This window comes from Sphingomonas sp. 320_CC (assembly GCF_059691795.1).
Genome location: NZ_JCAWAE010000003.1, coordinates 632,412 through 656,843 on the forward strand (window position 1 = coordinate 632,412; position 24,432 = coordinate 656,843).

At 65.8% G+C, this 24,432-nt stretch carries 22 protein-coding genes; 11 read left to right on the top strand and 11 right to left on the bottom strand.

All coding sequences use genetic code 11. From position 1 onward, the window contains the following. Positions 1-14 precede the first annotated feature (14 nt). On the bottom strand, positions 15-923 hold the full coding sequence (locus AC59GX_RS14405; RefSeq protein ID WP_426281236.1) for a LysR family transcriptional regulator: 909 nt from the start codon (positions 921-923) through the stop codon (positions 15-17). Between the two features lie 95 nt (positions 924-1,018). Between AC59GX_RS14405 and AC59GX_RS14410 the strand changes: the two genes are divergently transcribed. Both AC59GX_RS14410 and AC59GX_RS14415 read left to right on the top strand, forming a co-directional pair. Then, positions 1,019-1,900 (top strand): aldo/keto reductase family oxidoreductase, encoded by an 882-nt coding sequence (locus AC59GX_RS14410; protein WP_426281234.1) that lies wholly within the window; start codon positions 1,019-1,021, stop codon positions 1,898-1,900. Between the two features lie 39 nt (positions 1,901-1,939). Next, a complete protein-coding gene (locus AC59GX_RS14415) occupies positions 1,940-2,197 on the top strand; it encodes a hypothetical protein (protein ID WP_426281233.1) in 258 nt (85 codons plus the stop codon). A 14-nt stretch (positions 2,198-2,211) separates the two neighbouring features. Here the strand turns inward: AC59GX_RS14415 and AC59GX_RS14420 are convergent, their stop codons facing one another. From AC59GX_RS14420 to cysD, 3 genes are read right to left on the bottom strand one after another with little or no spacing between them, the layout of a single operon-like run. Next, positions 2,212-2,961, bottom strand: coding sequence for a 3'(2'),5'-bisphosphate nucleotidase CysQ (locus AC59GX_RS14420; RefSeq protein WP_426281231.1), 750 nt, complete (start codon positions 2,959-2,961; stop codon positions 2,212-2,214). After that, complete coding sequence (gene cysN, locus AC59GX_RS14425) at positions 2,958-4,895, bottom strand: sulfate adenylyltransferase subunit CysN (protein WP_426281230.1); 1,938 nt, start codon at positions 4,893-4,895, stop codon at positions 2,958-2,960. The genes AC59GX_RS14420 and cysN overlap by 4 nt, the downstream gene beginning before the upstream one ends. Next, complete coding sequence (cysD, locus tag AC59GX_RS14430) at positions 4,895-5,800, bottom strand: sulfate adenylyltransferase subunit CysD (protein ID WP_192974743.1); 906 nt, start codon at positions 5,798-5,800, stop codon at positions 4,895-4,897. The genes cysN and cysD overlap by 1 nt, the downstream gene beginning before the upstream one ends. A 232-nt stretch (positions 5,801-6,032) precedes the next feature. Here cysD and AC59GX_RS14435 point away from each other — a divergent pair, with 232 nt between their 5' ends. After that, a complete protein-coding gene (locus AC59GX_RS14435) occupies positions 6,033-6,896 on the top strand; it encodes an HpcH/HpaI aldolase/citrate lyase family protein (RefSeq protein WP_426281229.1) in 864 nt (287 codons plus the stop codon). 10 nt (positions 6,897-6,906) lie between these two features. Here the strand turns inward: AC59GX_RS14435 and AC59GX_RS14440 are convergent, their stop codons facing one another. Together AC59GX_RS14440 and AC59GX_RS14445 are read right to left on the bottom strand one after the other, a co-directional pair. Beyond that, the gene (locus AC59GX_RS14440; protein WP_426281228.1) at positions 6,907-7,965 is read right to left on the bottom strand and encodes a CaiB/BaiF CoA transferase family protein; all 1,059 of its coding nucleotides are present in this window, start codon (positions 7,963-7,965) and stop codon (positions 6,907-6,909) included. A gap of 78 nt (positions 7,966-8,043) precedes the next feature. After that, the gene (locus tag AC59GX_RS14445; RefSeq protein ID WP_426281227.1) at positions 8,044-9,324 is read right to left on the bottom strand and encodes an NAD(P)/FAD-dependent oxidoreductase; all 1,281 of its coding nucleotides are present in this window, start codon (positions 9,322-9,324) and stop codon (positions 8,044-8,046) included. Positions 9,325-9,538: 214 nt separating this feature from the next. On the opposite strand from AC59GX_RS14445, the gene AC59GX_RS14450 reads away from it, so the two are divergent. The 3 genes from AC59GX_RS14450 to AC59GX_RS14460 all read left to right on the top strand — a co-directional run bounded on the left by AC59GX_RS14450 (position 9,539) and on the right by AC59GX_RS14460 (position 11,609). Then, positions 9,539-10,552 (top strand): sensor histidine kinase, encoded by a 1,014-nt coding sequence (locus AC59GX_RS14450; protein ID WP_426281226.1) that lies wholly within the window; start codon positions 9,539-9,541, stop codon positions 10,550-10,552. Between the two features lie 250 nt (positions 10,553-10,802). Further along, a complete protein-coding gene (locus AC59GX_RS14455; RefSeq protein WP_056057800.1) occupies positions 10,803-11,087 on the top strand; it encodes a CsbD family protein in 285 nt (94 codons plus the stop codon). Between the two features lie 249 nt (positions 11,088-11,336). Next, positions 11,337-11,609 carry a hypothetical protein gene (locus AC59GX_RS14460; RefSeq protein WP_426281225.1) on the top strand — a complete coding sequence of 91 codons (273 nt, stop codon included), beginning with the start codon at positions 11,337-11,339 and terminating at the stop codon, positions 11,607-11,609. A gap of 75 nt (positions 11,610-11,684) precedes the next feature. Here the strand turns inward: AC59GX_RS14460 and AC59GX_RS14465 are convergent, their stop codons facing one another. Further along, entirely contained in the window at positions 11,685-12,170 is a 486-nt protein-coding gene (locus AC59GX_RS14465; protein WP_056489325.1) for an Hsp20 family protein, read from the bottom strand. Positions 12,171-12,341: 171 nt separating this feature from the next. Continuing rightward, positions 12,342-12,746 (bottom strand): DUF2147 domain-containing protein, encoded by a 405-nt coding sequence (locus AC59GX_RS14470; protein ID WP_207897080.1) that lies wholly within the window; start codon positions 12,744-12,746, stop codon positions 12,342-12,344. A 190-nt stretch (positions 12,747-12,936) separates the two neighbouring features. On the opposite strand from AC59GX_RS14470, the gene AC59GX_RS14475 reads away from it, so the two are divergent. Further along, positions 12,937-15,558: a PAS domain-containing protein gene (locus tag AC59GX_RS14475; protein ID WP_497301957.1), complete on the top strand. Its 2,622-nt coding sequence runs from the start codon at positions 12,937-12,939 to the stop codon at positions 15,556-15,558. Between the two features lie 31 nt (positions 15,559-15,589). Here the strand turns inward: AC59GX_RS14475 and AC59GX_RS14480 are convergent, their stop codons facing one another. Then, positions 15,590-16,417, bottom strand: a complete 828-nt coding sequence (locus tag AC59GX_RS14480) for a helix-turn-helix transcriptional regulator (protein ID WP_497301959.1) — start codon at positions 16,415-16,417, stop codon at positions 15,590-15,592. A gap of 97 nt (positions 16,418-16,514) precedes the next feature. Here AC59GX_RS14480 and AC59GX_RS14485 point away from each other — a divergent pair, with 97 nt between their 5' ends. Continuing rightward, positions 16,515-17,420, top strand: coding sequence for an SDR family oxidoreductase (locus AC59GX_RS14485; RefSeq protein WP_426281222.1), 906 nt, complete (start codon positions 16,515-16,517; stop codon positions 17,418-17,420). A gap of 119 nt (positions 17,421-17,539) precedes the next feature. Next, on the top strand, positions 17,540-19,096 hold the full coding sequence (locus tag AC59GX_RS14490) for an amidase (RefSeq protein ID WP_497301961.1): 1,557 nt from the start codon (positions 17,540-17,542) through the stop codon (positions 19,094-19,096). A gap of 12 nt (positions 19,097-19,108) precedes the next feature. Here AC59GX_RS14490 and AC59GX_RS14495 read toward each other — a convergent pair whose 3' ends face one another. Further along, positions 19,109-20,383 carry an MFS transporter gene (locus AC59GX_RS14495; RefSeq protein ID WP_426281220.1) on the bottom strand — a complete coding sequence of 425 codons (1,275 nt, stop codon included), beginning with the start codon at positions 20,381-20,383 and terminating at the stop codon, positions 19,109-19,111. 273 nt (positions 20,384-20,656) lie between these two features. Between AC59GX_RS14495 and AC59GX_RS14500 the strand changes: the two genes are divergently transcribed. Both AC59GX_RS14500 and AC59GX_RS14505 read left to right on the top strand, forming a co-directional pair. Next, positions 20,657-21,769 (top strand): metallophosphoesterase family protein, encoded by a 1,113-nt coding sequence (locus AC59GX_RS14500; protein ID WP_497301962.1) that lies wholly within the window; start codon positions 20,657-20,659, stop codon positions 21,767-21,769. 52 nt (positions 21,770-21,821) lie between these two features. Continuing rightward, positions 21,822-23,075 (top strand): arsenic transporter, encoded by a 1,254-nt coding sequence (locus tag AC59GX_RS14505; protein ID WP_497301964.1) that lies wholly within the window; start codon positions 21,822-21,824, stop codon positions 23,073-23,075. A gap of 22 nt (positions 23,076-23,097) precedes the next feature. Here AC59GX_RS14505 and AC59GX_RS14510 read toward each other — a convergent pair whose 3' ends face one another. Continuing rightward, on the bottom strand, positions 23,098-24,411 hold the full coding sequence (locus AC59GX_RS14510) for a metal-dependent hydrolase family protein (protein ID WP_497301966.1): 1,314 nt from the start codon (positions 24,409-24,411) through the stop codon (positions 23,098-23,100). Positions 24,412-24,432: the final 21 nt, after the last annotated feature.

A 24,432-nucleotide genomic window follows, 5' to 3' on the forward strand; every position in this document is an offset into this window, starting at 1 on the left:
TCGATCGAGGCCGCTCATGGCTGCCCGCGCCTGGCTGCGACGAAATCGATGAACGCGCGCAGCGGGGCCGGCAGATAACGACGTCCCGAATAATAAAGGAACGGACCCGAGAAGCGCTGCCACCACGGCTCAAGCACGGGCACCAGCGCACCGCTGTCGAGATGCGGCCGCAGCCAGTCCTCGAACAGGTGGATGATGCCGGTTCCCGCCAGCGCCGCATCGACCGCAAGGTCGGTGGCCGCGCCGACGCGGACGATCAGCGGACCGCCGGGCTCCACCTTGACGATCTCGCCGTCGCGCTCGAATTCCCAGGGCATCATCGAGCCGCTGGAGAACTGGCCGCGGATGCAGGCATGGTCGAGCAGGTCGCGGGGGTGTAGGGGCGTGCCCCGGCGGGCGAGATAGTCGGGCGACGCCGCCGTCGCGAACCGTTGCTCGCGCGGACCGATCGGTATCGCGATCATGTCCAGTTCCAGCCGCTCGTCGTAGCGGATACCGGCGTCGCACCCCGCGGCGAGCATGTCGACGAAGCTATCCTCCGCGATCACCTCCAGCCGGATATCGGGATAGGCGGCAAGGAACGCCGGGACGATCGCGGGCAGGACCAGCCGCGCGGCGCTGACCGGCACGTTCAGCCGCAACGGTCCCGCGGGCAAATCGCGATAGCCGTTGACGACGTCCAGCGCCGCCTCGATCTCGGCGAGCGCGGGGCCGAGCCGGTCGAGCAGCCGCGCACCGGCTTCGGTCGGCGCCACGCTCCGCGTCGTCCGGTTGAGCAACCGCATACCGAGCCGCGCCTCCAGTCGGCGTACCGCTTCGCTCAGCCCCGACGCGCTGCCGCCGCTGATCCGTGCGCCGTCCCTGAAGCCGCCCGCCCGCGCGACCGTTACGAACGCGGAGAGATCGCCTGCATTCACCGCCATTGTGCGTGCTCCCGTACAGCCCGTGCCGATACTGCCGCATTATCGTAACAGCCAACGCGGTCCATATGAAGGTCACACTTCGAAAGGACCGGATCATGACCACGCACGGTATCACCACCACCGCCCCGCTCGCAGGGCGCACCGTCAACCGTCTCGGCTACGGCGCGATGCAGCTTACCGGCCCCGGCGTGTTCGGGCCGCCCAAGGATCACGACGGGGCGATTGCGGTTCTGCGGGCGGCGGTCGCGGCCGGCGTGAACCATATCGACACGAGCGATTTCTACGGACCTCACGTCACCAATCGCCTGATCCGCGAGGCGTTGCACCCGTATTCCGACGACCTCGTGATCGTCACCAAGATCGGTGCGCGGCGGGGACCTGAGGGCTCCTGGGATCCTGCCTTCTCGGCGGCGGACCTGACCAGCGCGGTCCACGACAATCTGCGCAATCTCGGGTTGGAGACGCTCGACGTCGTCAATCTGCGCGCGATGTTCGATGCGCATGGCCCCGCCGAGGGCTCGATCGCCGAGCCGCTCGCGACGCTCGTCGATCTCCAGCGGCAGGGTCTGGTCCGCCATATCGGGCTCAGCAACGTCACGCCGACGCAGATCAGAGAAGGGCGGTCGATGGCGACGATCGCCTGCGTGCAGAACCAGTATAACCTCGCGCACCGCGACGACGACGCGCTGATCGACGATCTGGCGGAGGCGGGGATCGCGTATGTGCCGTTCTTCCCGCTCGGTGGGTTCTCGCCATTGCAGTCGACCGCTCTGTCGGACGTAGCACGCAATCTGGACGCGACGCCGATGCAGGTCGCGCTCGCCTGGCTGTTGCAGCGTTCGCCGAACATCTTGCTGATCCCCGGCACGGCGTCGGTCGGTCATCTGCGCGAGAACGTTGCGGCGGGGGACATCGTGCTGCCGGCCGACGCGATCGCGACACTCGATCGTATCGGGAAGGACGCCGCCAGCGACTAAGCATTTCCGTCCGGGCGGCAGAGGGCTAACGGCAGCGTCATGGCCAAGAAACGCTACCTCACCGCGACGCTGCCCGACGGTTACGTGAAGACGATCGGCCCGACCGCGACACCGTTCACGCATTACTGGCGGATCGTCGCGGTGCTGGCCAACGGCAAGACCGAGATATTCTGGGGCCACACCAAGTCGCTCGTCGAGGCAAAGAAGAAGCGCAACGCACTTGCCGAGGCCGCAGCGCAACGCGGGTGGCAGCGCTACGACTTCGAGTTCGTTGAGTTGGCGGCCTCCGACGGCTGATACCGCCCGCCCCCTCAGGCGGGTGGCAGCGCCTTCACTAGGTCGAGCACGCGCGTCGCCAGTTCCATCCGACAGATCAGCAGGTCGGGCAGATACGGATCCGCGCAATTATAGACGAGCGGCGATCCGTCGACGCGGCTGACGTGGAGCCCGGCCGCCTGCGCGACCGCGATCGGTGCGCAATTGTCCCACTCATACTGCCCGCCGGTGTGGAGGTAGATGTCCGCCTGGCCGCGGACCACGGCCATCGCCTTCGCGCCCGCCGAGCCCATCGGCACAAGCGTCGCCCCCAACGTCTCGGCGACCGCGACCGCCTCGCGCGCCGGACGGCTGCGGCTGACCAGCATGCGGAGCGGATCGCCCGCCGGTTCCAGCGGCTTCGGCGAACCCGACGTCAGCGTCATCCCGAGCCCCGGCAGTGCGACCGCGCCCACGACGGCCACGCCGTCGATCGCAAGCGCGACGTGTACCGCCCAGTCGGTCCGCCCCTCGCCATATTCCCGCGTGCCGTCGAGCGGATCGACGATCCAAGCGCGGCGTACCGAACACCGATCGCCCGTATCCTTCTCTTCCTCGGACAAAATCGCATCGTCGGGCCGCGCCGCGCGCAGCATCCGCATGAGGAACCTGTTGGCCTGCTCGTCGCCCGCCTTGCCGAGATCCTTGCCGGTCAGCCCACTGCTTTTCTGCAACGCGAGTAATATCTCCCCCGCCTCGGTGGCGAGGCGTTCGGCAAGGCGGACGTCGCTTTCTATGACCGTCACTTGAGCGGCATGATCTGGCGGACGATAAACGCGGCCGCCTCGACCGGCGTCATCTCGACCGTGTTGACGCGGATTTCCGCGTTGAGTGGCGCCTCGTAAGGGCTGTCGATCCCGGTAAAGTTCTTCAAATCGCCCGCCCGTGCTTTCTTGTAGAGGCCCTTCACGTCGCGACCTTCCGCCACATCGAGCGGCGTGTCGACGAAGATCTCGATGAACTCGCCCGCCGGCAGCATCGCGCGCACCATGTCGCGCTCGGCACGGAACGGCGAGATGAACGCGGTGAGCACGATCAGCCCGGCGTCCGCCATCAGCTTGGCGACCTCGCCGACGCGCCGGATATTCTCGATCCGATCCGCCTCGGTGAAGCCCAAATCCTTGTTCAGCCCGTGGCGGATGTTGTCGCCGTCGAGCAGGAAGGTGTGCCGGTTCATCAGGTTGAGCTGTTTCTCGACCTCGTTGGCGATCGTCGACTTGCCCGCGCCCGACAGCCCGGTGAACCACAGCACCGCCTGTTTCTGGTTCTTCAGCCCGGCATGCGCCTCGCGGCCGATATCGGTCGCCTGCCAATGGACGTTCTGCGAGCGGCGCAGGCTGAAATGGACCATCCCCGCCGCGACCGTCGCATTTGTGATCTTGTCGATGAGGATGAACCCGCCGAGCACCTTGTTCGGCGCAGCACCCTCCTGCGCATAAGCCTCGAACACGATCGCGCGATCGGTGGTGATCTCCGCCACGCCGATCGCGTTGAGTTCGAGCGTCTTGGTCGCGAGCCGCTCCATCGTGTTGACGTTGACCTGGTATTTCGGCTCGCGAACGGTGGCCGACACCATCTGCGTACCGAGCTTCAGCCAGTAGGAGCGACCTACGATCAGCGGCTCGTCGTCCATCCAGACGATCGTCGTCTCGAACTGGTCGGCGGTCTCGGGCGGCGCGTCCGACGCGGCGATGACGTTGCCGCGCGAGCAATCGATCTCGTCGGCGAACGACAGCGTGACGGACTGGCCCGCGACCGCCTCGTCGAGATCGCCGTCGAGCGTCGTGATCCGGCTGATCGTCGAGGTCTTGCCGCCGGGCAGCACACGGATCGCATCGCCGGGCTTGATCGTGCCCGCTGCGATCTGGCCCGAGAAACCGCGGAAATCGAGGTTGGGGCGGTTGACCCACTGCACGCTCATCCGGAACGGCTTGGCCTGGTCGTCGTCGACATCGACATCGACCGCTTCGAGATGCTCCATCAGCGTCGGGCCATCGTACCACGGCATGGTTTCGGACCTGAGGGAGATGTTGTCGCCCTTGAACCCCGAGATCGGCATCGGCGTGAACGCGGTGATGCCGATGCTCTTCGCGAACGCCGCATAGTCCCCGACGATCTCGTCATAGCGCGCCTGATCGTAGCCGATCAGGTCCATCTTGTTGACGGCGAGCACGAGGTTCCGGATGCCGATCAGGTGCGCGAGATAGCTGTGGCGCTTGGTCTGCGTCAGCACGCCCTTGCGCGCATCGACCAGGATCACGGCGAGGTCGGCGGTCGAGGCACCGGTCACCATGTTGCGGGTGTATTGCTCGTGACCCGGCGTATCCGCGACGATGAACTTGCGCTTTTCAGTCGAGAAAAAGCGATAGGCGACGTCGATCGTGATGCCCTGTTCGCGCTCGGCGGCGAGCCCGTCGACGAGCAGCGCGAAGTCGATTTCGCCGCCCTGCGTGCCCACGCGCTTGCTGTCCGCTTCGAGGGCGGCGAGCTGATCCTCGAAGATCATCTTGGAATCATACAGCAGCCGGCCGATCAGCGTCGACTTGCCATCGTCGACCGATCCGCAGGTGATGAACCGCAGCATCGTCTTGTTGCGATGCTGGTCGAGATACGCGTCGATATCTTCGGCGATCAGCGCGTCGGTCTGGTAGGCCGATTCCTGGATTGCGATGTCGCTCATCAGAAATACCCCTCCTGCTTCTTCTTTTCCATGCCCGCGCCGCCGGCATCCTTGTCGATCGCGCGGCCCTGGCGCTCGCTGGTGGTCGTCAGCAGCGTTTCCTGGATGATCTCGGACAGCGTCGAGGCCGTGCTCTCGACCGCGCCCGTCAGCGGATAGCAGCCGAGCGTGCGGAAACGGATCGATCGATCGACCGGGACTTCGCCGGGTTCGAGGCGGAAGCGATCATCGTCGACCATCAGCAGCATGCCGTCGCGCTCGACCGTGGGGCGGACGCCCGCGTAATAGAGCGGCACGATCGGCACGTCGTTGAGCTGGATATATTGCCAGACGTCGAGCTCGGTCCAGTTCGAGATCGGGAACACGCGGATGCTCTCGCCCTTCGATTTCCGGGCATTGTAGAGGTTCCACAATTCGGGGCGCTGGTTCTTCGGATCCCAGCCATGCGTCGCGGTGCGGAACGAGATGATGCGTTCCTTCGCACGCGACTTCTCCTCGTCGCGCCTCGCGCCACCGAACGCCGCGTCGAAGCCGTGCAGGTTGAGCGCCTGCTTCAAGCCCTCCGTCTTCCACATGTCGGTGTGGAGCGCACCGTGATCGAACGGATTGATCCCGCGTTCGGCAGCTTCGGGGTTCTGGTAGACCAGCAGTTCCATGCCGCTTTCCGCCGCCATCCGGTCGCGCAACTTGTACATTTCCTGGAATTTCCAGGTCGTGTCGACGTGCAGCAGCGGGAAGGGCGGGGGCGACGGGTAGAACGCCTTGCGCGCGAGGTGCAGCATCACCGCCGAATCCTTGCCGACCGAATACAGCATCACCGGCTTGTCGGCCTCGGCGACGACTTCGCGCAGGATGTGGATCGCCTCCGCCTCGAGCCGTTCCAGATGGGTGAGTGTCTTCGCCATGATGTGTCTCCGCGGCGCCGTTTGCCCGGCGCAGGGCGGTGTCGGCAATCAATGCATTCTTCGGTCGGGGAACGCTTCGCTATCTCATGCCGCCAATGACGGCACCGCGCACCATGCACGATTTCGCGGCGAACCCTGCGCCGCAGTTGCCCGCTCGCGATCGACGCCGTACGCAACGCACCTGTTTCGATCCGTCTGGGACCATGCCGCCATGTCCGTTGCTTCGTTGAAAATGCGCTCCTGGTTGTTCGCGCCGGGGGACAGCGAACGCAAGATGACCAAGGCGGTCGAGGGCAGCGCCGACATCGTCCTGTTCGATCTCGAAGACGCGGTGACCACCGAGAACAAGCCGCTCGCCCGCCAGGCCGTCCACGACGTGCTGACCGCAAATGTCGCACATCGCGCGCGAATGTGGGTGAGGGTCAATCCGCTCGACGGACCATATACGCTGACCGATCTCGCTGCGATCATGCCGGCGCGGCCGGGCGGGATCATGCTGCCGAAGGTCGCCGGACGGCAGGATGTCGAACGGCTCGACCACTACCTCTCCGCGTTCGAGGCGGCGAACGGCATCGCGATCGGGTCGACCCCGGTAATCGTGCTGATCACCGAGACGGCGGAAGCGATGTTCCATACGGGCGACTATAAGGGCGCGCCTCGCGTGGTCGCACTGACTTGGGGCGCGGAGGATCTGGCGGACTCGATCGGCGCGAGCGCGAACTGCAATCCGGATGGCAGCTATCGCTTCACCTACGAACTCGCGCGGTCGATGTGCCTGCTGGGTGCCGCGGCGGCGGACGTGACCGCGATCGAGACGATCCAGGGCGACTTCCGCGATCTCGACACGTTGAAAACGCGCGCGGAGCAGGTCCGGCGTGACGGTTACCGCGGGATGCTTGCGATCCATCCGGCGCAGGTCGACGTGATCAACGCCGCCTTCACGCCGACCGAGGCGGAGATCGCCGAGGCGCAGGCGATCGTCGATCTGTTCGCGGCCAACCCCGGCGTCGGCACGATCGGCTACAAGGGCGGCATGCTCGACCGACCGTATCTGTCGCGCGCGGAGCATCTGTTGCGGCAAGTCGGGCGCGCGTGATCCGGTCGTCTTAGCCAACGCCCCATTCCGCCAGCAGCGCCGTGCCATCGGAGCTGGGGGCGATCCGGCCCGGCGTGCGGGACAGGCGCGGGGCAGGGGCCGCCTGCCAGATGCCGTCGACGACGACACCGCGATCGGCCATGTGGTGGTGCGTCGGCACCTCGTCGAGTTCCAGCACGGGCGCAAAGCATGTGTCGGTGCCTTCGAGCGCGGCGCACCAGTCGTCCCTCGATCTGGTCACGAACACCGCGGCGAAGCGTCGCGTGGTTTCGGGCCAGCGCTCGACGACCATCTGCTCCGCCGCGAGGTCGGCGGAGAGCCCCAGCCGACCGAGCAGCTCGGCATAGAATTTCGGCTCGATCGCGCCGACCGAGACGTACCGCCCATCGGCGCAGGTGTAACAGCGGTAGAACGGCGCTGCGCCGCCGAGCAAATTGCGGTCGCGGTCCATCGACATGACGCCGGCCGGGACCATTCCCGCGAACAGCGCCATCATTGAAGAGACCCCGTCGACGATCGCCGCATCGACGACTTGGCCCAGTCCCGATCGTGCGCGTTCGAGCAGCGCCGCGAGGATACCGGTAACGAGATACAGCGACCCGCCGCCGAAATCGCCGATCAGGTTGAGCGGCGCCGGCGGCGGCGTTCCCGGCGCGCCGATCGCCGCGAGCACTCCGCTGAGGGCAATGTAATTGAGATCGTGGCCCGCCACCTGCGCGAGCGGCCCGGTCTGTCCCCAACCGGTCATCCGCCCATAAACGAGCCGCGGGTTGCGTTCGAGCATCACCTCCGGACTGAGGCCGAGCCGCTCCATCACGCCCGGTCGCAGCCCCTCGATCACGACATCGGCGCGGTCCGTGATCGCAAGCGCCTGCTCGCGCCCCTCAAGCGTGCGAATGTCGAGCGCGAGCCGCGCGCGGCCACGGTCCAGCACGGGATTGCGAAATCCACCGCCGACCCGCTCGATCCGCAGCACCTCCGCACCGAGATCCGACAACAGCATCGCCGCATGCGGGCCCGGCCCGATGCTGGCGAACTCGACGACCCGCAGGCCCGCCAGCGCAGTCATGCGCCGATACTCATCATTGCCATGCGATCCGATATCCGCGCTGTTCGGCCGCAAGGTGCGACCGATGCCGAACCGGAGTCAAGAAAGCGTCGGCGGCTCCAGCGGCATCATGTCCTTCAGCATGATGTCGGGGTCGGCGAGGATGGCCCGGTCGATCACCGCGCCGGCTTCAACCAGCTTGCGCCCTTGGACGTAATCCTTGACCGCACCCACGCAGTCGAGCGCGATCACGCGGCCGTCGCGCAGGTACACGACCGAGAATTTGCGCGTCGCCGGATCGCCGCGCAGGACCGTGTCGTCATAGCTGGTCGACAATCCGACGGTCTGCAGCTTCAGGTCATACTGGTTCGACCAGAACCACGGCACCGCGTCATACACCGCCGGCTGGCCAACGATGTCCTTCGCCACGACGGTCGCCTGGTCGTTCGCGTTCTGCACCGATTCGACGCGCACCGCCGCCCCACCGGCAAACCGGTTGGCGTGCAACGCGCAGTCGCCGATCGCATACACGTCCGGCACGCTCGTCCGGCATACGCCATCGACGGCCACGCCGTTGCCACCCGCCGCACCAGCGTCGATCAGGGGCGCGACTTCGGGAAGGATGCCGATGCCGACGATCACCATGTCGGCGGCGATGACGGTGCCGTCCCCCAGCCGGACCCCGGTGACGCGGTCATCGCCCAGAATGCAGTCGACCGACTGCCCCAGTCGCACGTCGACGCCGTGCGCGCGGTGCTCCGCCTCGAAGAACCGCGACAGGTCTTCGCCCGCCACCCGCGCGAGTACCCGGTCGAGCGCCTCGATCAGGATGACGGACTTGCCGAACTTGCGCAGCACCGCTGCGGCTTCGAGCCCGATATACCCGCCGCCGATCACGACCGCGGTTCCGACATCCGGCAGTTCGGCGAGCATCCGGTCGGCGTCGGCGCGGTCGCGCACGGTGTGGACGCCGGTGAGATGATGGCCAGCGCAGGCCAGTCGTCTCGGCGTCCCGCCCGTCGCCCAGACCAGCCGCCCATAGCCGATCGTCGTACCGTCCTCCGTCGTCGCGCTGTGCTCGACCGGATCGACCGATACGATGCGCGATCCCAGTCGCAGATCGATGCGCTGCTCGGTCCAGAACGTCGCCTGTCGGATCAGGATACGGCCGAAGATCTTCTCGCCCGACAGATATTCTTTCGACAAGGGCGGCCGTTCATAGGGAAGCTCGGCCTCCTTGCCGACGAGCAGGATCGATCCCTCGAAGCCGATCTTGCGCAGCGCGATCGCACACGCCGCTCCGCCGTGCCCGCCGCCGACGATGACGACATCGGCGAACACCGGCGTGTCCCGCGGCGCATCGCCTGTCATGCTGTCCATTTCGCTACCCTCGTTCACTTGGTGCCCGGTCGAGTAGCACGCCGATCTGCCATCGTGGTCCGCATTTCTATTGGCGATGTCGGATGACCTCAACTGCGGCCGCGGACCCGTAAGTGCGGCGAACACCGCCACTTGCGCGAAGTTAACGTAAAGCGCGCGCGGTGTGTATTAGGCATGGTGGCCGGGCTCTGCGCTCGGACGGGGGATTGCCGAAGTGATTGCGGACGGAACTGCCGAAATACCCAAGGCGCATGCGTGGGACCCCGACCATCTGCGGCTTGCGGTCACCGCCGCGGGCGTTGCCCTGTGGGCATGGAACGTCGACACCGACGCCTTCACGATGGACGAGCGGGGCTTCGAGCTTTGGGGCCTCCCGTGGCGCGCCGAAGTCACGTTCGAGGAATTGTCGGCGCATATTCATCCGTCCGATCGCGACCGCGTCCACTCCGCCTTCGCCGCCACCCGCGCGGTGCTTGGCAGCTACGAGACCGACTTCCGGATCATGATCGGCGAGGAGGTCCGCTGGATCTCCGCACGCGGCCAGGGCGAGGATGTCGGGATCGTCGGACGGACGATGTTCGGCATCTTCCTCGACGTCACCGGCCGCAAGCAGGCGGAGGAGGGCAACGAACTGCTCGCCGGCGAGATGAGCCACCGCGTCAAGAATTTGCTGGCGATCGCGAGCGGTTTGACCACGATAACCTCGCGCACCGCACCCAATACGCAGGACATGGCACGCGAACTGACCGAACGGTTGAGCGCGCTGGGGCGGGCGCACGATCTCGTCCGACCGTTGCCGGGCGGGCAGGGCGACGCGGCGTTGCTCGGCGACCTGCTTTCGGTGTTGCTGGCCCCGTATGACGACATGGGCGCCTTCAAGGGCCGCATCCGCGTCGCGGTCGAGCGCATGGGCGTCGGGGAAAACGCCGCGACCGGGCTGGGGCTGATCATCCACGAGCTCGCGACCAATTCGATGAAATACGGCGCTTTGTCGGCACCGACCGGAACGCTCGACCTGTCCAGCACCGCGACCGACGACGAAGTGATCCTGACCTGGCTCGAACGCGGCGGTCCGGAAGTCGAAAGCCCGAATGCCGGGGAAGGCTTCGGCAGCAAGCTCGTTCGCCGTACCGTTGCCGGGCAGCTTGGGGGCTCGATCGCCTATGAATGGTCGACGGGCGGGGTGATCATCACGCTGACGATGCGGCGGGATCGGCTTTCGTCCTGATCGGCCTCCCACGCCCGGCCGTCATCACCGGGATAGTAGTTTAGTACCTGATTCAGGTGCAGGAATACTGCGGAAACATCCGCGGTCCGATGGGTTATGTCTCTGGGCAATATGAGTTTCGGGTCTGCCGGAGCGCGAACTCCTTTGCCCGTGCGGCCCCATCGTTTTCACCAGCGCGGAGCAGCGCGGGATATTCCCGCCGGCTTCGTCGTTTGAAGCCCCATCATCCACGTATCGAAGGAGATCATTCATGAACACCGACACCCTCAGCGGCGCAGCAACCGACGTCAGCGGCAAGGTCAAGGAAACCCTCGGCGGCGCGATCGGCGACAAGTCGCTGCAGAGCGAAGGCGCAGCGGATCAGCTGACCGGTACCGTCCAGAAGACGGTCGGCCAAGCCAAGGACGTCGTCGAAGAGAACATCCGTCCGCTGGTCGACTATGTCCGCCAGTTCTCGAAGGAGCGTCCGTTCACCGCCGCAGCGGTTGCCGGTGTACTGGGTATCGCCCTGATCAACACGCTCCGCGGCAAGTAAGCCACGGCGTGTCGCGGCGGGGGCGCATGATCGCTCCCGCCGCTATACCGTTACTCGCGTTACCGAAGACGTACGACGCCAAGCGCACTCGATCGTTGCGCTACCGATAAATAATCCGCGGCTGGTCGATCGAATATCCGGCGACCTTATCGCGAACCACGCAACACCAATTCGCTGCAAGTGCGGACCGTGATCCACGGTCGCGCTGCCGAAGAACTATGTCGATCGGACTTCGGAGAGGAGACCCGCATGACGGATCATACGGATTACGAAACCGATTACGATTCCAACCTCGTCGTGGGACACCGCGATCAGCGATCCGACGACGACTGGGACAAGGTCTGGAATACCGACGATCGCAACCGCGATACGCTCCGCAAGATCGAGTTCGGTCTGGCGGTTATCGCCGCGGGCGTAGCACTCGTCATGGTCCGCGGCGGATGGCTGCGGATGACCGCTCGACCGAACCATGTCGTGCCCTCGGCGGCCGATATTCACGTCCAGATGCCGCCGCCGCGTTAAGCCGGGCGCCTTGAATACATAGCGCCCGAACAAAATAGCGACTGCCAGCATTTGGGCTGGCAGTCGTCATTCCCGTTACGCAGCGGAGCGTTCCGCCTGCTTGTCTTCGAGACGATCGCCGCTGCGATCATTGGCTGCGGCGCCGGTGATCTCGATCCGGCGCGGCTTCATCGCCTCGGGAATTTCGCGTTTCAGCGCGATGCGCAGCAGGCCGTTGTCGAAGCTCGCATTCTGGACCTGCACGAAGTCGGCAAGCTGGAAGCGGCGCTCGAACGCACGGGTGGCGATCCCGCGGTGGACGAAGCGGCCATCGTCGCGTTCGTCGGGCTTGCGCCCGCTGACCGTCAACTGGTTGTTCTGCGCGACGATCTCGATGTCGTCGGGGCGAAACCCGGCGACGGCGAGCGTGATCTGATAGCTGTCCTCGCTCTCGCGTTCGATATCGAACGGCGGGTAGCCATCGACCGTATCGGTCCGTGCGGTCGCTTCCAGCAAGTCGAACAGCCGGTCGAAACCGACCGTGGAACGACGGTAAGGCGTAAAGTCGAAGTTCGTCCTCATATCCAAATCCTCCTCATGAGCAATCTGAGCACGAGGAGCACCGGTAAAGCCGGTGCCCTCAGTCGCCGGACCGATCGACGCGTCCGGCGACCGGGGAAATAATTTCGCGTCCGAGGTCGTCAAGATTGCCGAGCGAAATTTTTTACACCGGTCGCGAGCGGCTGCGATCCGCTACTTGATGCGCTTCCACGACTGCGTTTTGCAGCCGAACCCTGCGAACATGCAGCCTTCGCCGACCAACGTGCGGGCATCGATCTGCGTGATCGTACCGGACACGGTCTGGCCGACATCGGGAATGAAGACCTCGCCGCTCCATCGCCCAGGCTCGTCCTCGACGAAATCGCGGAACAGTTCCTCGCCGACGAGCTGGTCGACGCCGCCGCGCTGCGCGTCCTCGATCGCAGTGCGGCTCGCCCACACGACCGTCCCGCAGATCGCATCGCGACAGCGCTTGAAAGTCACGTGGACGGTGTTGTGCGGGTTGGCCCAGATCCCGGCGGGCGGCGGCGTCCGTGCCGCGACGGGCGCGGCGACCAGCGAGAGAGCCAGGATTGCGGCCGAATATTTGAAAAGCATGTCATCCTCTCGAATTCCCTACCGGATCGAACGTGCCAAACCTCGCTTCGAGCCCTGTCGAAAAGGTAAAACCGGAATTTCGATTGCCACCTATGCAGCTGATTTGGCTCAGTATCTGATGGTCGGCGTTGCGATGATTTGGTTGCTACCCTAGATATCGGGATTGGTGATCATCGATGAGTAGACTGTTTTGACTGATATCATCGACAGCGCCGTCGAAAGCGCCCCGAAAATGACGGCGGATGCCGAGCGGATCGCGGCCGAGATTATCGCGCAGGACGTCGGCACCGATCCGTTCGTCGCGGCCGTGCGGGCCACGCGGATGCCGATGATCATCACCAATCCCCGGTTGCCCGACAATCCGGTCGTTTTCACCAACGACGCGTTCTGCCGGTTGAGCGGCTATAGCCGGGCGGAGATACTCGGCCACAATTGTCGCTTCCTGCAGGGGCCGGAAACCGATCCCGCGACCGTTGTCAAGATTCGCGAGGCGGTGCGGCAGGTCCGGCCGATCGAGATCGACATCCAGAACCACCGCAAGGACGGCGAGCTGTTCTGGAACCGCCTGTTGCTGGCGCCGGTCTACGATACCGAAGGCGTGCTCGCCTATTTCTTCGCGAGCCAGGTCGATGTGACGCTCGAGCGCGAACGGCTGCAAGGCCTGGAATCGAGCAATGCCGCGCTTCTGGCCGAGCTGACCGACCGATTGCGGATGCAGCAGGAGCAGGAGCGCGAGCTGGCCTTCACGCTGAAGGCTGCCCGCTTCGGAACCTGGAGCCTGGAGATCGCCAGCAAGCAGCTGACTGCCTCCGATACGTGCAAGGAAATCTTCGGCCGCCCTAGCCACGAGCCCTTCACCTACGAGGACCGGCTCGAGGCGATCCATCCCGAGGATAGAGCGAAAAGCGTTGCCGAAGTCCGTCGCTGCGTCGCGGAGGGCACCGACTATGACGTGATCTACCGCATCTATCGCCGGGATGGAGAACTGCGCTGGCTCGCCTCGCGCGGCCAGCCCTTCTTTAACACCGAGGGCGAGGCGTTGCGGATCGCCGGCGTCTCGACCGACATCACCGACCAGCGTCGCAGCGAGATCATGCGCGCGGCGCTCGTCGAACTGGGCGACGTGTTTCGTGACACGGACGAACCGGATGATATCTCGTTCGCGGCGGCGCGGATCATTGGCCAAACGGTTGGGGCGGACCGAGCGGGCTATGGCGAGATCGACGCCGACACGCTCACGATCATGCGCGACTGGAGTGCGCCGCGCGTCGCGCCCCTTTTCGGCAGCTTCGATCTACGCAGCTTCGGAACGTACATCGACGATCTGAAAAATGGCGACGAAGTGTGTATCGAAGACGCGCACACCGATCCGCGAACGCGGTCGACGGTCGCCGCGCTCGAGGCGATTTCCGTGCGCGCGATCGTCAACATGCCGATCATGGAAAACGGACGGCTGGTCGCGATGCTCTACCTCGGCAGCGGCCGTGCGCGGCAGTGGCGTGCGGACGAGGTGGCGTTCGTTCGCGAAGTGGCCGAGCGCACCCGGATCGCAACCGAGCGGCGGCGCACGGAGCAGGAGCTTGCAGCTCTGGCCGCGTCGCTCGAACAGCAGGTCGCGGCGCGGACCGGCGAGCTCCAGCATGCCGAGGACGCGCTGCGCCAATCGCAGAAGATGGAAGCGGTCGGCCAGCTCACCGGCGGCGTCGCGCATGATTTCAACAACCTGTTGACCGTCATTCGCTCGGCGACCGACCTGCTGAAGCGTCCGGACCTCAGCGCGGAACGGCGCGAACGCTATATCGACGCGATCTCCGATACCGCCGATCGTGCCGCGAAACTGACGGGGCAGCTGCTCGCCTTCGCGCGGCGACAGGCGCTCCAGCCCGAGGTGATCGACGTCGGGCATAGCCTGCGCGTCATCGCCGATATGCTGGGCACGTTGACGGGCTCGCGAATCGTCATCGACATCGACGTGCCCGAGACGCCGCTGTTCACCAACGTCGATCCGAGCCAGCTCGATACCGCACTCGTGAACATGGCGGTCAACGCGCGCGACGCGATGGACGGCGCGGGCCATATCCTGATCGCGGTGCGGTCGGCGTCGTTCATCCCCGCCGTTCGCTCGCACCCGGCCGTGCCGGGGCGCTATGTCGCGATCTCGATGACCGACAGCGGTACCGGCATCGAACCCGAGAAACTGGAGCGGATCTTCGAGCCGTTCTTCACGACCAAGGGCGTCGGGCAGGGCACCGGTCTCGGTCTCAGCCAGGTGTTCGGGTTCGCCAAACAGTCCGAGGGCGACATCGTGGTCGAAAGCCCGCCGGGCGAGGGCGCGACCTTCACCTTGTATCTGCCGCAAGTCGACGAGAGCGACCGTCCCGTCGAGGACGACACCGTCCAGACGCTGGCCGACGGTCACGGAACCTGTGTGCTGGTCGTCGAGGATAACAGGGAAGTCGGGACGTTCACCACGCAGTCGCTGGCCGAGCTTGGCTATGTGACGGTGTGGGCGGCCAATGCGCAGGAGGCTCTGGCGGAGCTGGGCAAGGATGCCTCGCGCTTCGATATCGTGTTCTCGGACGTGGTGATGCCGGGGATGAACGGCATCGAACTCGGCAAGGCGATCCGCGCCGATCATCCGAGCCTGCCGGTCGTGCTGACGTCGGGATACAGCAATATCCTCGCGCAGGACGGCACGCACGGGTTCGAACTGCTCCACAAGCCGTATTCGGTCGAGCAACTGTCGCGCGTGTTGCGCAAGGCGGCGGGCTGGGGAAGCGCCGACAGAAGTTCGGACGGCACGTCGAAATAAAGAAGCGGCTGCCGATCCGCGCGCGAAAGGCTCAGGCGGTCGGCGCCATCAACGACCGGATACGCCGCGCCGTTTCCGGGGTTGCCGGATTGTAGACGATCATCCCGAGGTCCGGCCGACCGTCGACCGCAAACGCCGAGAATTCGAGCTCGAGCAGGCCGTGTACCGGGTGGTGAAGCCGCTTCAGGCCGTCAGCATGCCGGGCAACGTTGTTGTCGCGCCACAATGCGTCGAACTCGGGACTGAGCCGCGACAGTTCCTCGACCAGTTGGCTGATCTCCGCGCCCGCGCCAGCACGCGCGGCATCTGCGCGAAACGTACCGACGACATAGCGGGCGACGTTGAGCCAGTCCTCCTGCGCTGCCTTGATGCTCGCATTGGTGAACATCAGGCGCAGGATGTTGCGCTGGTCGCGGGGCAACGTCGCATAGTCCGTCAGCAGCGTCGCCGCCGCCGCGTTCCACGCGACCACGTCCCAGGTCGGCGTCTTAACGATCGCCGGGCTGAATTCGAGCGCATCCAGTACGCGCTGAAGCCGGGGTGTGACTTCGTCGGAGGCGCGATAGGTCGCTTCGGGCGGATGGCCGAGACCGAGGACGAACAGGTGCTCGCGCTCCGGCTCGGTCAGCATCAGGCCGCCGGCGATGCGGTTGAGGACGTCGGCCGACGGCGCGCCACCGCGGCCCTGTTCGAGCCAGGTGTACCAGGTCGCCGAGATGTTAGCGCGCTGGGCGACTTCCTCGCGGCGCAGGCCGGGCGTCCGGCGCCGGCCGCCACTGAACCCGAACGCCGCGGCGTCCATGCGTGCCCGGCGATCGCGCAGGAACGTGCCGAGCGCATTGTCAGTCTCGATAGACATCGACATCCTGTTGAAGATTATACCATGATAAGGTCACTACTTTTACAGGTGTTGAAGTACGCCCAAGTCTTCCTCCGGACAATATCGGAGAGTTTGGATGCGTGTATTTTTGACGGGTGCGACGGGCTTCATCGGGTCGCGTATCGTGCCGGAACTGCTGAGCGCCGGACATGAGGTCTTGGGTCTTACCCGGTCGGATGCCGGCGCGCGGTCGCTGGTAGAGGCTGGCGCCGACGTACATCGCGGTGATCTCGTCGATCTCGACAGCCTGCGCAGCGGAGCGGAGCAGGCCGATGCGGTGATCCACACGGCGTTCGACCACGAGTTCACCAACTTCGTCGCGAACTGCGAAAAGGACCGCCGCGTGATCGGCGCGATGGGGGATGTGCTCAAGGGGAGCGATCGTCCCTTGATCATCACGTCGGGTACCGGGATCGGCGATACCGGCCCGGGCAAGCCTGCGCTCGAGTCCGCGTTCAATCCCGATTATCCCAACCCGCGGATCGCGTCGGAAAAGGCGGGGCAGGCGCTGTTGGAGGCAGGCCTTGACGTCCGTGTCATGCGGCTCCCGCAGGTCCACGATACCGTCAAGCAGGGGCTGATCACGCCCTACATCGATATCGCGCGCGAGAAGGGCGTGGTCGCCTATGTCGGTGACGGCGCCAATCGCTGGCCCGCTGCGCACGTGCTGGACGTGGCGAAACTCTACGCGCTCGTCCTCGACAAGGGCGAGAAGGGCGCGCGGTACAATGCCGTTGCGGAGGAGGGCGTCAGCGCCCGGGCGATCGCCGAGGTGGTTGCGGCAGGGTTGGGCCTGCCCACGCTATCGTTGACCCAGGAGCAGGCGAACGATCATTTCGGCTGGTTCGGGATGTTCGCCTCGCTCGACATGCTCGCCTCCAGCGACTGGACGCGCGCGCAACTCGACTGGAACCCGACCGGTCCGGGATTGATCGCCGATCTGGAAGCGATGGACTATGCGCCGGGCCTAGTCGCAGCCTGACCGGGCATCCCGCTGGCGGCAGTTTATCGCCTGCCGTCAGCGGGATACGCGTCGAGCAGATGCCGCTTGCATCGGTGCACGGCTCGGGACCATCCTGCGACATTGTCTACGGGGGTCTCATGCGTCGTCTCATCACTGCGGTACTGCTTGCCTGCGCCGCCACGCCCGTTCTCGCCAAGACGGTGGTCGTCGAAGAAGTGTCGCTCGATCGGTTGAGGACGCTGATGAACGACGGCGCGGCGGGCAGCGTCGACATCACCCGGGCCTATCTCGCGCGGATCGCCGCGATGGATCGCAAGGGACCGGCGCTGCACAGCGTCCTCGCGGTCAATCCCGATGCGATCGCGCAGGCCAAGGCGCTCGATGCCGAACGCAAGGCGGGGCATGTGCGCGGTCCGCTGCACGGCATTCCGATCCTCATAAAGGACAATATCGAGACCGCGGATCTGCTGCCGACGACCGCGGGCAGCCTCGCATTGCGCGACAACATGACGCGCCGGGACGCGCCGCTGGTCGCCTATCTGCGCCGCGCGGGTGCGGTGATCCTCGGCAAGACCAACTTGTCGGAATGGGCGAACATCCGCTCGACCCATTCGATGAGCGGTTGGAGCGCGGTCGGCGGGCTGGTGCGCAACCCCTATGCGCTGGATCGGACCGCGTGTGGGTCTTCGTCGGGATCGGGAGCAGCGGTCGCCGCGAGTTTCGCCGCGGCGGCAATCGGTACCGAGACCGACGGTTCGGTCGTGTGCCCGTCGTCGCTGAACGGTCTGGTCGGGTTCAAGCCTTCGATCGGTCTGGTCAGTCGTACGCATGTCGTGCCGATCAGCCACAGCCAGGATACGCCGGGGCCGATGGCGCGCAGCGTCACCGACGTCGCGCTCCTGTTGTCGGGCATGGTCGGTGCGGATCCCGCGGACCGCGTGACGGCGGCGGCGGTGACCAGGGATTATGCCGCGGGACTCTCAGCCAGCGCGTTGTCCGGCATGCGGGTCGGCGTCGTCCGGCCCGACGGCATGTCCGCGGATCTAACCAGTCGCTACGCGGCGGCGCTGAACGTGCTGCGCGCAGCGGGTGCCGTGCTGGTCGAGGTAAAGACGCCGAAGCTCGACGGACTGGGCGAAGCGGAACTGATGGTCCTAAAAACCGAACTCAAGGCGGACCTGAACACCTATCTCGCGACCACGCCAGCGGCAGTACAGACGAAGACGCTGGGCGCGGTGATCAACTTCAACCGCGCGAACGCCGCGACCGAGATGCCGTTCTTCGCGCAGGAATTGTTCGAGGATGCGGACAAGACCAAGGGGCTCGACGATCCCGCGTACAAGGCCGCGCGCGCGACATCGCTTCGGCTGGCGGGCGCGCAAGGAATCGACGCGATGCTGCGTGCGGCGGGTGCGCAGATCCTAGTCGAGCCGACCTATGATGCGGCATGGCTGAGCGACCCAGTCTACGGCGATACCTACGCTGGACCCTCCGCCGCGACGTTGCCCGCGGTCGCCGGTTATCCGCATCTGACCGTACCGATGGGTCTCGTGCGGGGGTTGCCGGTCGGCCTGTCGTTCATCGCCACAAAGTACGCCGATCAGACCGTGCTGCGTGCCGGCTATGCCTATGAACAGCGTGCCAAGGCCCGGTCGGCGCCGCGGTATTTACCGACCATCGCCGTCGACCGGTGAGGCGAAGGGGGCTTACCCCGCCTTCTGCTTCGTCTCGGGCATCGCGAAGAAATAGAGCATGAATCCAGCGCCAGCCACGACGGCCAGGGTCAGGAAGCTCACGCTGTAGCCCGCCCAGACGATGATCGCGCCGGCCAGTGTCGCGGACAAGGCCGCACCCAGGCCCTGCGCACTCGCCACCGCGCCCTGGCTGACGTTGAAGCGCCCTGTCCCCTTGGTCAGGTCGGCGATCACGACCGGGAACAGCGCGCCGAAGATGCCCGCGCCGATGCCGTCCAGTGCCTGCACGCCGACCAGCCACCACGGGTTGTCCGACACGGTATACAAAGCGCCGCGCGCTGCGAGGAACCCGAAGGCGACGAGGAACAGCGGCTTGGTGCCCCATTTCTCGGTGTTGCGGCCGACCACGATTGCGACCGGTACCATCACAAGCTGCGCCGCGACGATGCACGCGGCGGTCAGCGACGTCGCCTGGTCCTTGCCGACGGTGCGCGCGAGCAACTGGCTGACCGACGTCAGCATCGCCGCGTTGGCGAGATGGAACAGGAACGCCGTCGCCGCGAAGATCATCAGCGGCTTGTTCTCGACCAGCGCCTTCCACCCGCTCGGCTCCTCGCAATCGTCCTCCGGCTCGCAATCGAGACCGCGCGCGACCGCGTTGTCGATGTCGTCGTTCTTGATCCGCGACGCGGTCACGATGCTCGCAACCGTCAGCGCGCCCATCAGGTAGAAGACGACGACCGGTCCGAACCTCCACGCGAGCACGCCAGCCAGCGCCGCCGACACGGCGTTGCCCGCGTGGTTGAACGCCTCGTTGCGACCGACGCGCTTGGCGAACAGTTTCGGGCCGACCAGCCCCAGCGTGATGGCGGAGATCGCCGGCGCGAATACAGCACCAGCGACCGCTGCGATCGACTGGGTTACCGCGACGGCTGTGAACCCGCTGACGATCGGCAACGAGACGCTGCTGAGCGTCACGAGCAGCGCGGCGATCATCACGATCCGCGGCTTGTTCCGGCTGCGATCGATGAGGCCGCCCGCGGGCGTCTGCGAGATCAGGCCGACAATCCCGGCGATCGTCAGGATCATCCCCACCGTCGCTTCGTTCCAGCCATGCGCAGGCCCACGCACTGCGACTAGGTAGATGGCGAGGTACGGCCCGAGCCCATCGCGAACGTCGGCAAGGAAGAAGTTCAGCGCGTCGAGCGTCTTCTTGGGTGCGGATGTAGCGTCCGACCCGCCCTTGGCCTTGCCGCTGTTGGCGGATGCCGTGTCCGTCGTGGCCATGAGAATTCCCTGAATATCGGTGTAGTCGAACGCGGTGCCCTGCGGGAAACCTGCGCGCCGTCGGATCGCTAAAGCTGCGGCACCGGGCAAAGTTTCCACGCCGCGGAAATATTGTTCGGCCTGATATTATCCAGTGAAGTCAAAAGCTAAACCGAAACTGAACGAGCCCGTTAAGTCTCAAATCATGAAGTTATTGTCACGGAACGATGAACCCTTAGCCTCGCTATGGGCTGCATCGGCGGATCATCTGCCACACGACTTGAAAGAGCTTTAATGACAGGATGCCTGACCTGGATTCACTTTGGCGATCTGCATGTCGACGAGGCCGATGGGTATGAAGGACTGTCTCGGTTTCGCACGCTGATCGCTAGCGCCGAGGCCCATCTGGGCGACGCGGTCGACTTCGCACTGTTGCCCGGCGACAATGCCAATCACGGTACCGACGACCAATATGCGCGGATTGCGGACGCGATGACGGGGCTGTCGCTGCCGTGGCACGTGCTGGCAGGCGATCATGATTTCGAACCCGGCGACCTGACCGCGATTCGCGCGATCACCGCGAAGATGGCGCCCTATGCAGAGACGATCGCGGGTTATCGCTGCCTGTTCCTCGATATCGTCTCGGCGGGGAAGGGCGGTCCCGACTTCCGGATCGACCCGGCCCAGCGTGCCTGGATAGAACGCGAACTGAGCACCGCTGCGGTGGCTGGCGAACCGGTCGCGGTGTTCATGCATGCCTATCCCGGCGACCTGCGCGATGATCCCGACGGTATCGCCGGGCTGTTCGCCGCGCACCGCGTCGCGTTCGTCGACACCGGGCACACGCATAACAACGAGCTGCTCAACGACGGCCGCGTGATCTACGGCGCGACCCGCTCGACCGGCCAGATCGAGGAGGGCGCACCTGGTTTCTCGATCGTCACGCTCGACGACGGCGTGCCGAGCTGGCGGTTCCAGGCGATCGACGATCCCTGGCCGCTCGTCCAGATCACCAGCCCCGCCGACCGCCGCCTGATCACCGACCCAGCGCGCGCCGACAACGTGCCCGGCAGCGCCTTCACGGTCCGCGCGAAGATATTCGGCGCCGCAGATACAGTATCGCTGCACGTCGATGACGGCCAAGCCATCCAGATTACGCGCGTCGACGGAGTGCCCTCGCTCTGGAACGCCTCGGTCGACGGCATAGCCGATGGCCTCCACCGTCTCGCCGTCCGTTGTGACGGGACCGAGGACCGGATCGAGATCCTCGTCCGCAACACAGGACCACGACCGAAGCGCAATCCTCCCGTAGCGCTAGGCCGCGACGTGAACGCGATCGGTGCTTGGCTCGATCGTGGTATCGACGGCGCGCAACGCGGCCCGAACAAGAACGGACTCGATTGGTGAATACGGCAACGATGACGATGGTCCCGCGTCTCAACTCGCGGATGCCCGCGGCATGACGCTCCACACCTACGCGATCTGGGCGATCTGCTTCGTCGCGACGTTCGGCGTTATCACGCGTCCGTTCAAGCTGCCCGAAGCGGTTTGGGCGGTCGCGGGCGCTGCGGTGCTGCTCGTGTTCGGGCTGATGTCGCCCGCTGCTGCATGGGCGGCGGTGCTGAAGGGTGGCGACGTCTATTTGTTCCTGATCGGCATGATGCTGCTATCCGAGGTCGCCCGCGAGCAGGGGCTGTTCGACTGGGTCGCCGAGCACGCGGTGCGGCTTGCAAAGGGATCGACCAGCCGCCTGTTCGCGCTGGTTTTCGGCGTCGGCATCGTCGTCACGACCTTCCTCTCGAACGACGCGACCGCAGTGGTGCTGACCCCCGCCGTCTACGCCGCGGCGAAGAAGGCGAAGGCCGACCCGCTGCCGATGCTGTTCGCCTGCGCGCTGATCGCCAATGCGGCGAGCTTCGTGCTGCCGATCTCCAACCCGGCGAACCTCGTGCTGTACGGTGGCGAAATGCCGTCGCTCGGGGCGTGGATGGCGTCGTTCGCGCTGCCGTCGTTGGTGTCGATCGGCGTTACCTTCCTCATGCTGCGCTGGGTCGAGCGCGAGCGGCTTACCGGGCAGTGCGAGACAGTCGTCGAGACCGGCACGCTGCCGCGTGGCGGCAAGATCGCGCTCGGCGGGATCGTCGCGACCGCAGTTCTGCTGATCGCCGCGTCGGCGCAGGGGTATGAGTTAGGACTGCCGACCTGCCTTGCTGGTATCGCGACGATGGCCGCGATCTGCATCGGGGAGCGCAAGTCGCCGTTTACGACGCTAGGCTCGGTATCCTGGGCGGTGCTGCCGCTGATCGCGGGCCTGTTCGTGCTTGTCGAGGCACTGGCGAGCACCGGCGTTATCACGATGCTGGCGCGCTGGCTTGCGGCGGGTGCGGCGCAATCGCCGTCGACGACCGCAGGCGTTGCGGGGACGATCCTGGCATTCGGTTCGAACCTGATGAACAACCTTCCGGCTGGACTGATCGCCAGCACCACGTTGCAACAGGCCCACGTTCCGCAGATCGTCACCGACGGCCTGCTGATCGGCGTCGATCTCGGCCCGAACCTGTCGATCACCGGCTCGCTAGCCACCATCCTCTGGCTGACCGCGATCCGCCGCGAGGGCGAGGACGTCGGCTTCTGGCGATTCCTGAAGGTCGGCGCGGTGGTGATGCCGCCAGCGCTGTTCGCCGCTCTCGGCGCGCGCATGCTAATCGGCTGAGCGCGCGCTGAGCGGCGGCCAATCAGATGCCGGTCGCAGGCGTCTTGGCGACCGTCCCACGGTGCATGACGAACTCGACGTGTTCCAGCCGCGTGACGTCCTGCAGCGGAGACCCCGCAACGGCGATGATGTCCGCGGTCTTGCCAGGTGCGAGCGTGCCGATGTCGTCGCGCCCGAGCAGGTCTGCGGCCCCCACCGTGGCGGCGGCGATCGCCTGGGTCGGGGTGAGCCCGTTCCTGACCATCAGCGCGAACTCGGTGGCGTTGTCGCCGTGCGTCGACACGCCGGTATCGGTGCCGAACGCGACCTTGACCCCCGCAGCATAGGCGCGGCGGTGGCTGGCCGCCATCGCCGCGGCCGCCGCCTCGGCCTTGACGATCGTCGCCGGCGGCAATGCACCGCCGCGTGCCTGGGCCAGTGCCGCGACGGGTGCGATCTCGGTCGGCACCAGATAGGCGCCCTTGGTCTTGAACAGCCGGATCGTCTCGTCGTCGAGGAACGTGCCGTGCTCGATCGAGTCCACACCGGCTTCCAGCGCGGCCTTCGTGCCCTCGGCGGCATGGCTGTGCGCAGCGACCTTGCGGCCGAGCGCATGCGCAGTCTCGATGATCGCGCGCATCTCCTCCGGCGTCATCGCACGGCCGAGGCCGCCGCTGACGTTCGACAGCACGCCGCCGGTCGCCGCGAACTTGATGACTCGCGCGCCCAACGCGACCTGCGCGCGCACGGCGCGGCGGCAATCGTCGGGGCCGTCGCACAGGTTCATTTCTTTCGCGTGCACCATGTCCGCGAACTCCTCCGCCAGCCCGTTGCCGCCGTCGCCGTGCCCGCCCGTCACCGAGATCATCTCGCCGGCATTGGTGATGCTCGGCCCTTCGACGGTACCGGCATCGATCGCATCGCGCAGCGCCCGGATACCGCGCGGATCGCCGCCCAGGTCGCGAACCGAGGTGAAGCCTGCCGCCAGCGTCGTGCGGGCGTTGGCAACCGCGGTCATCTCGTCGTCGAACCGATCGCGGTTGAGCGCTTCCAGCCGCGCGCGCATCGGATCGCCGCCGATGCCCCAGAGATGGACGTGCATGTCGACCATCCCGGGCAGTACGAACGCGGTACGCAGGTCGATCAGCCTTGCCCCCTGTTCCGGCGTGACGAAGCCATCGCGCAGCTCGACGATCTTCCCGTCGCGGACGATGATCGTGGTGTTGCCGCGCGGTGCCTGGCCGGGCCGGTCGAGCACAGTGCCCGCCTGGACATAGGTCGTGGTCGACGGCTTGCCCTGCGCCATTACCGGTGCCGCGACGATTGCCGTCAGCCCGATCATCCATGCCTTGATCATCACATTCTCCCCCTTTGATGC

Excerpts from the sequence above, each read along its gene's own strand:
- AC59GX_RS14405 (WP_426281236.1), bottom strand. The coding sequence starts at position 923 with ATGGCGGTGAATGCAGGCGATCTCTCCGCGTTCGTAACGGTCGCGCGG.
- AC59GX_RS14410 (WP_426281234.1), top strand. The coding sequence starts at position 1,019 with ATGACCACGCACGGTATCACCACCACCGCCCCGCTCGCAGGGCGCACC.
- AC59GX_RS14415 (WP_426281233.1), top strand. The coding sequence starts at position 1,940 with ATGGCCAAGAAACGCTACCTCACCGCGACGCTGCCCGACGGTTACGTG.
- cysN (WP_426281230.1), bottom strand. The coding sequence starts at position 4,895 with ATGAGCGACATCGCAATCCAGGAATCGGCCTACCAGACCGACGCGCTG.
- cysD (WP_192974743.1), bottom strand. The coding sequence starts at position 5,800 with ATGGCGAAGACACTCACCCATCTGGAACGGCTCGAGGCGGAGGCGATC.
- AC59GX_RS14435 (WP_426281229.1), top strand. The coding sequence starts at position 6,033 with ATGCGCTCCTGGTTGTTCGCGCCGGGGGACAGCGAACGCAAGATGACC.
- AC59GX_RS14440 (WP_426281228.1), bottom strand. The coding sequence starts at position 7,965 with ATGACTGCGCTGGCGGGCCTGCGGGTCGTCGAGTTCGCCAGCATCGGG.
- AC59GX_RS14445 (WP_426281227.1), bottom strand. The coding sequence starts at position 9,324 with ATGGACAGCATGACAGGCGATGCGCCGCGGGACACGCCGGTGTTCGCC.
- AC59GX_RS14455 (WP_056057800.1), top strand. The coding sequence starts at position 10,803 with ATGAACACCGACACCCTCAGCGGCGCAGCAACCGACGTCAGCGGCAAG.
- AC59GX_RS14460 (WP_426281225.1), top strand. The coding sequence starts at position 11,337 with ATGACGGATCATACGGATTACGAAACCGATTACGATTCCAACCTCGTC.
- AC59GX_RS14465 (WP_056489325.1), bottom strand. The coding sequence starts at position 12,170 with ATGAGGACGAACTTCGACTTTACGCCTTACCGTCGTTCCACGGTCGGT.
- AC59GX_RS14470 (WP_207897080.1), bottom strand. The coding sequence starts at position 12,746 with ATGCTTTTCAAATATTCGGCCGCAATCCTGGCTCTCTCGCTGGTCGCC.
- AC59GX_RS14480 (WP_497301959.1), bottom strand. The coding sequence starts at position 16,417 with ATGTCTATCGAGACTGACAATGCGCTCGGCACGTTCCTGCGCGATCGC.
- AC59GX_RS14485 (WP_426281222.1), top strand. The coding sequence starts at position 16,515 with ATGCGTGTATTTTTGACGGGTGCGACGGGCTTCATCGGGTCGCGTATC.
- AC59GX_RS14490 (WP_497301961.1), top strand. The coding sequence starts at position 17,540 with ATGCGTCGTCTCATCACTGCGGTACTGCTTGCCTGCGCCGCCACGCCC.
- AC59GX_RS14495 (WP_426281220.1), bottom strand. The coding sequence starts at position 20,383 with ATGGCCACGACGGACACGGCATCCGCCAACAGCGGCAAGGCCAAGGGC.
- AC59GX_RS14500 (WP_497301962.1), top strand. The coding sequence starts at position 20,657 with ATGACAGGATGCCTGACCTGGATTCACTTTGGCGATCTGCATGTCGAC.
- AC59GX_RS14505 (WP_497301964.1), top strand. The coding sequence starts at position 21,822 with ATGACGCTCCACACCTACGCGATCTGGGCGATCTGCTTCGTCGCGACG.
- AC59GX_RS14510 (WP_497301966.1), bottom strand. The coding sequence starts at position 24,411 with ATGATCAAGGCATGGATGATCGGGCTGACGGCAATCGTCGCGGCACCG.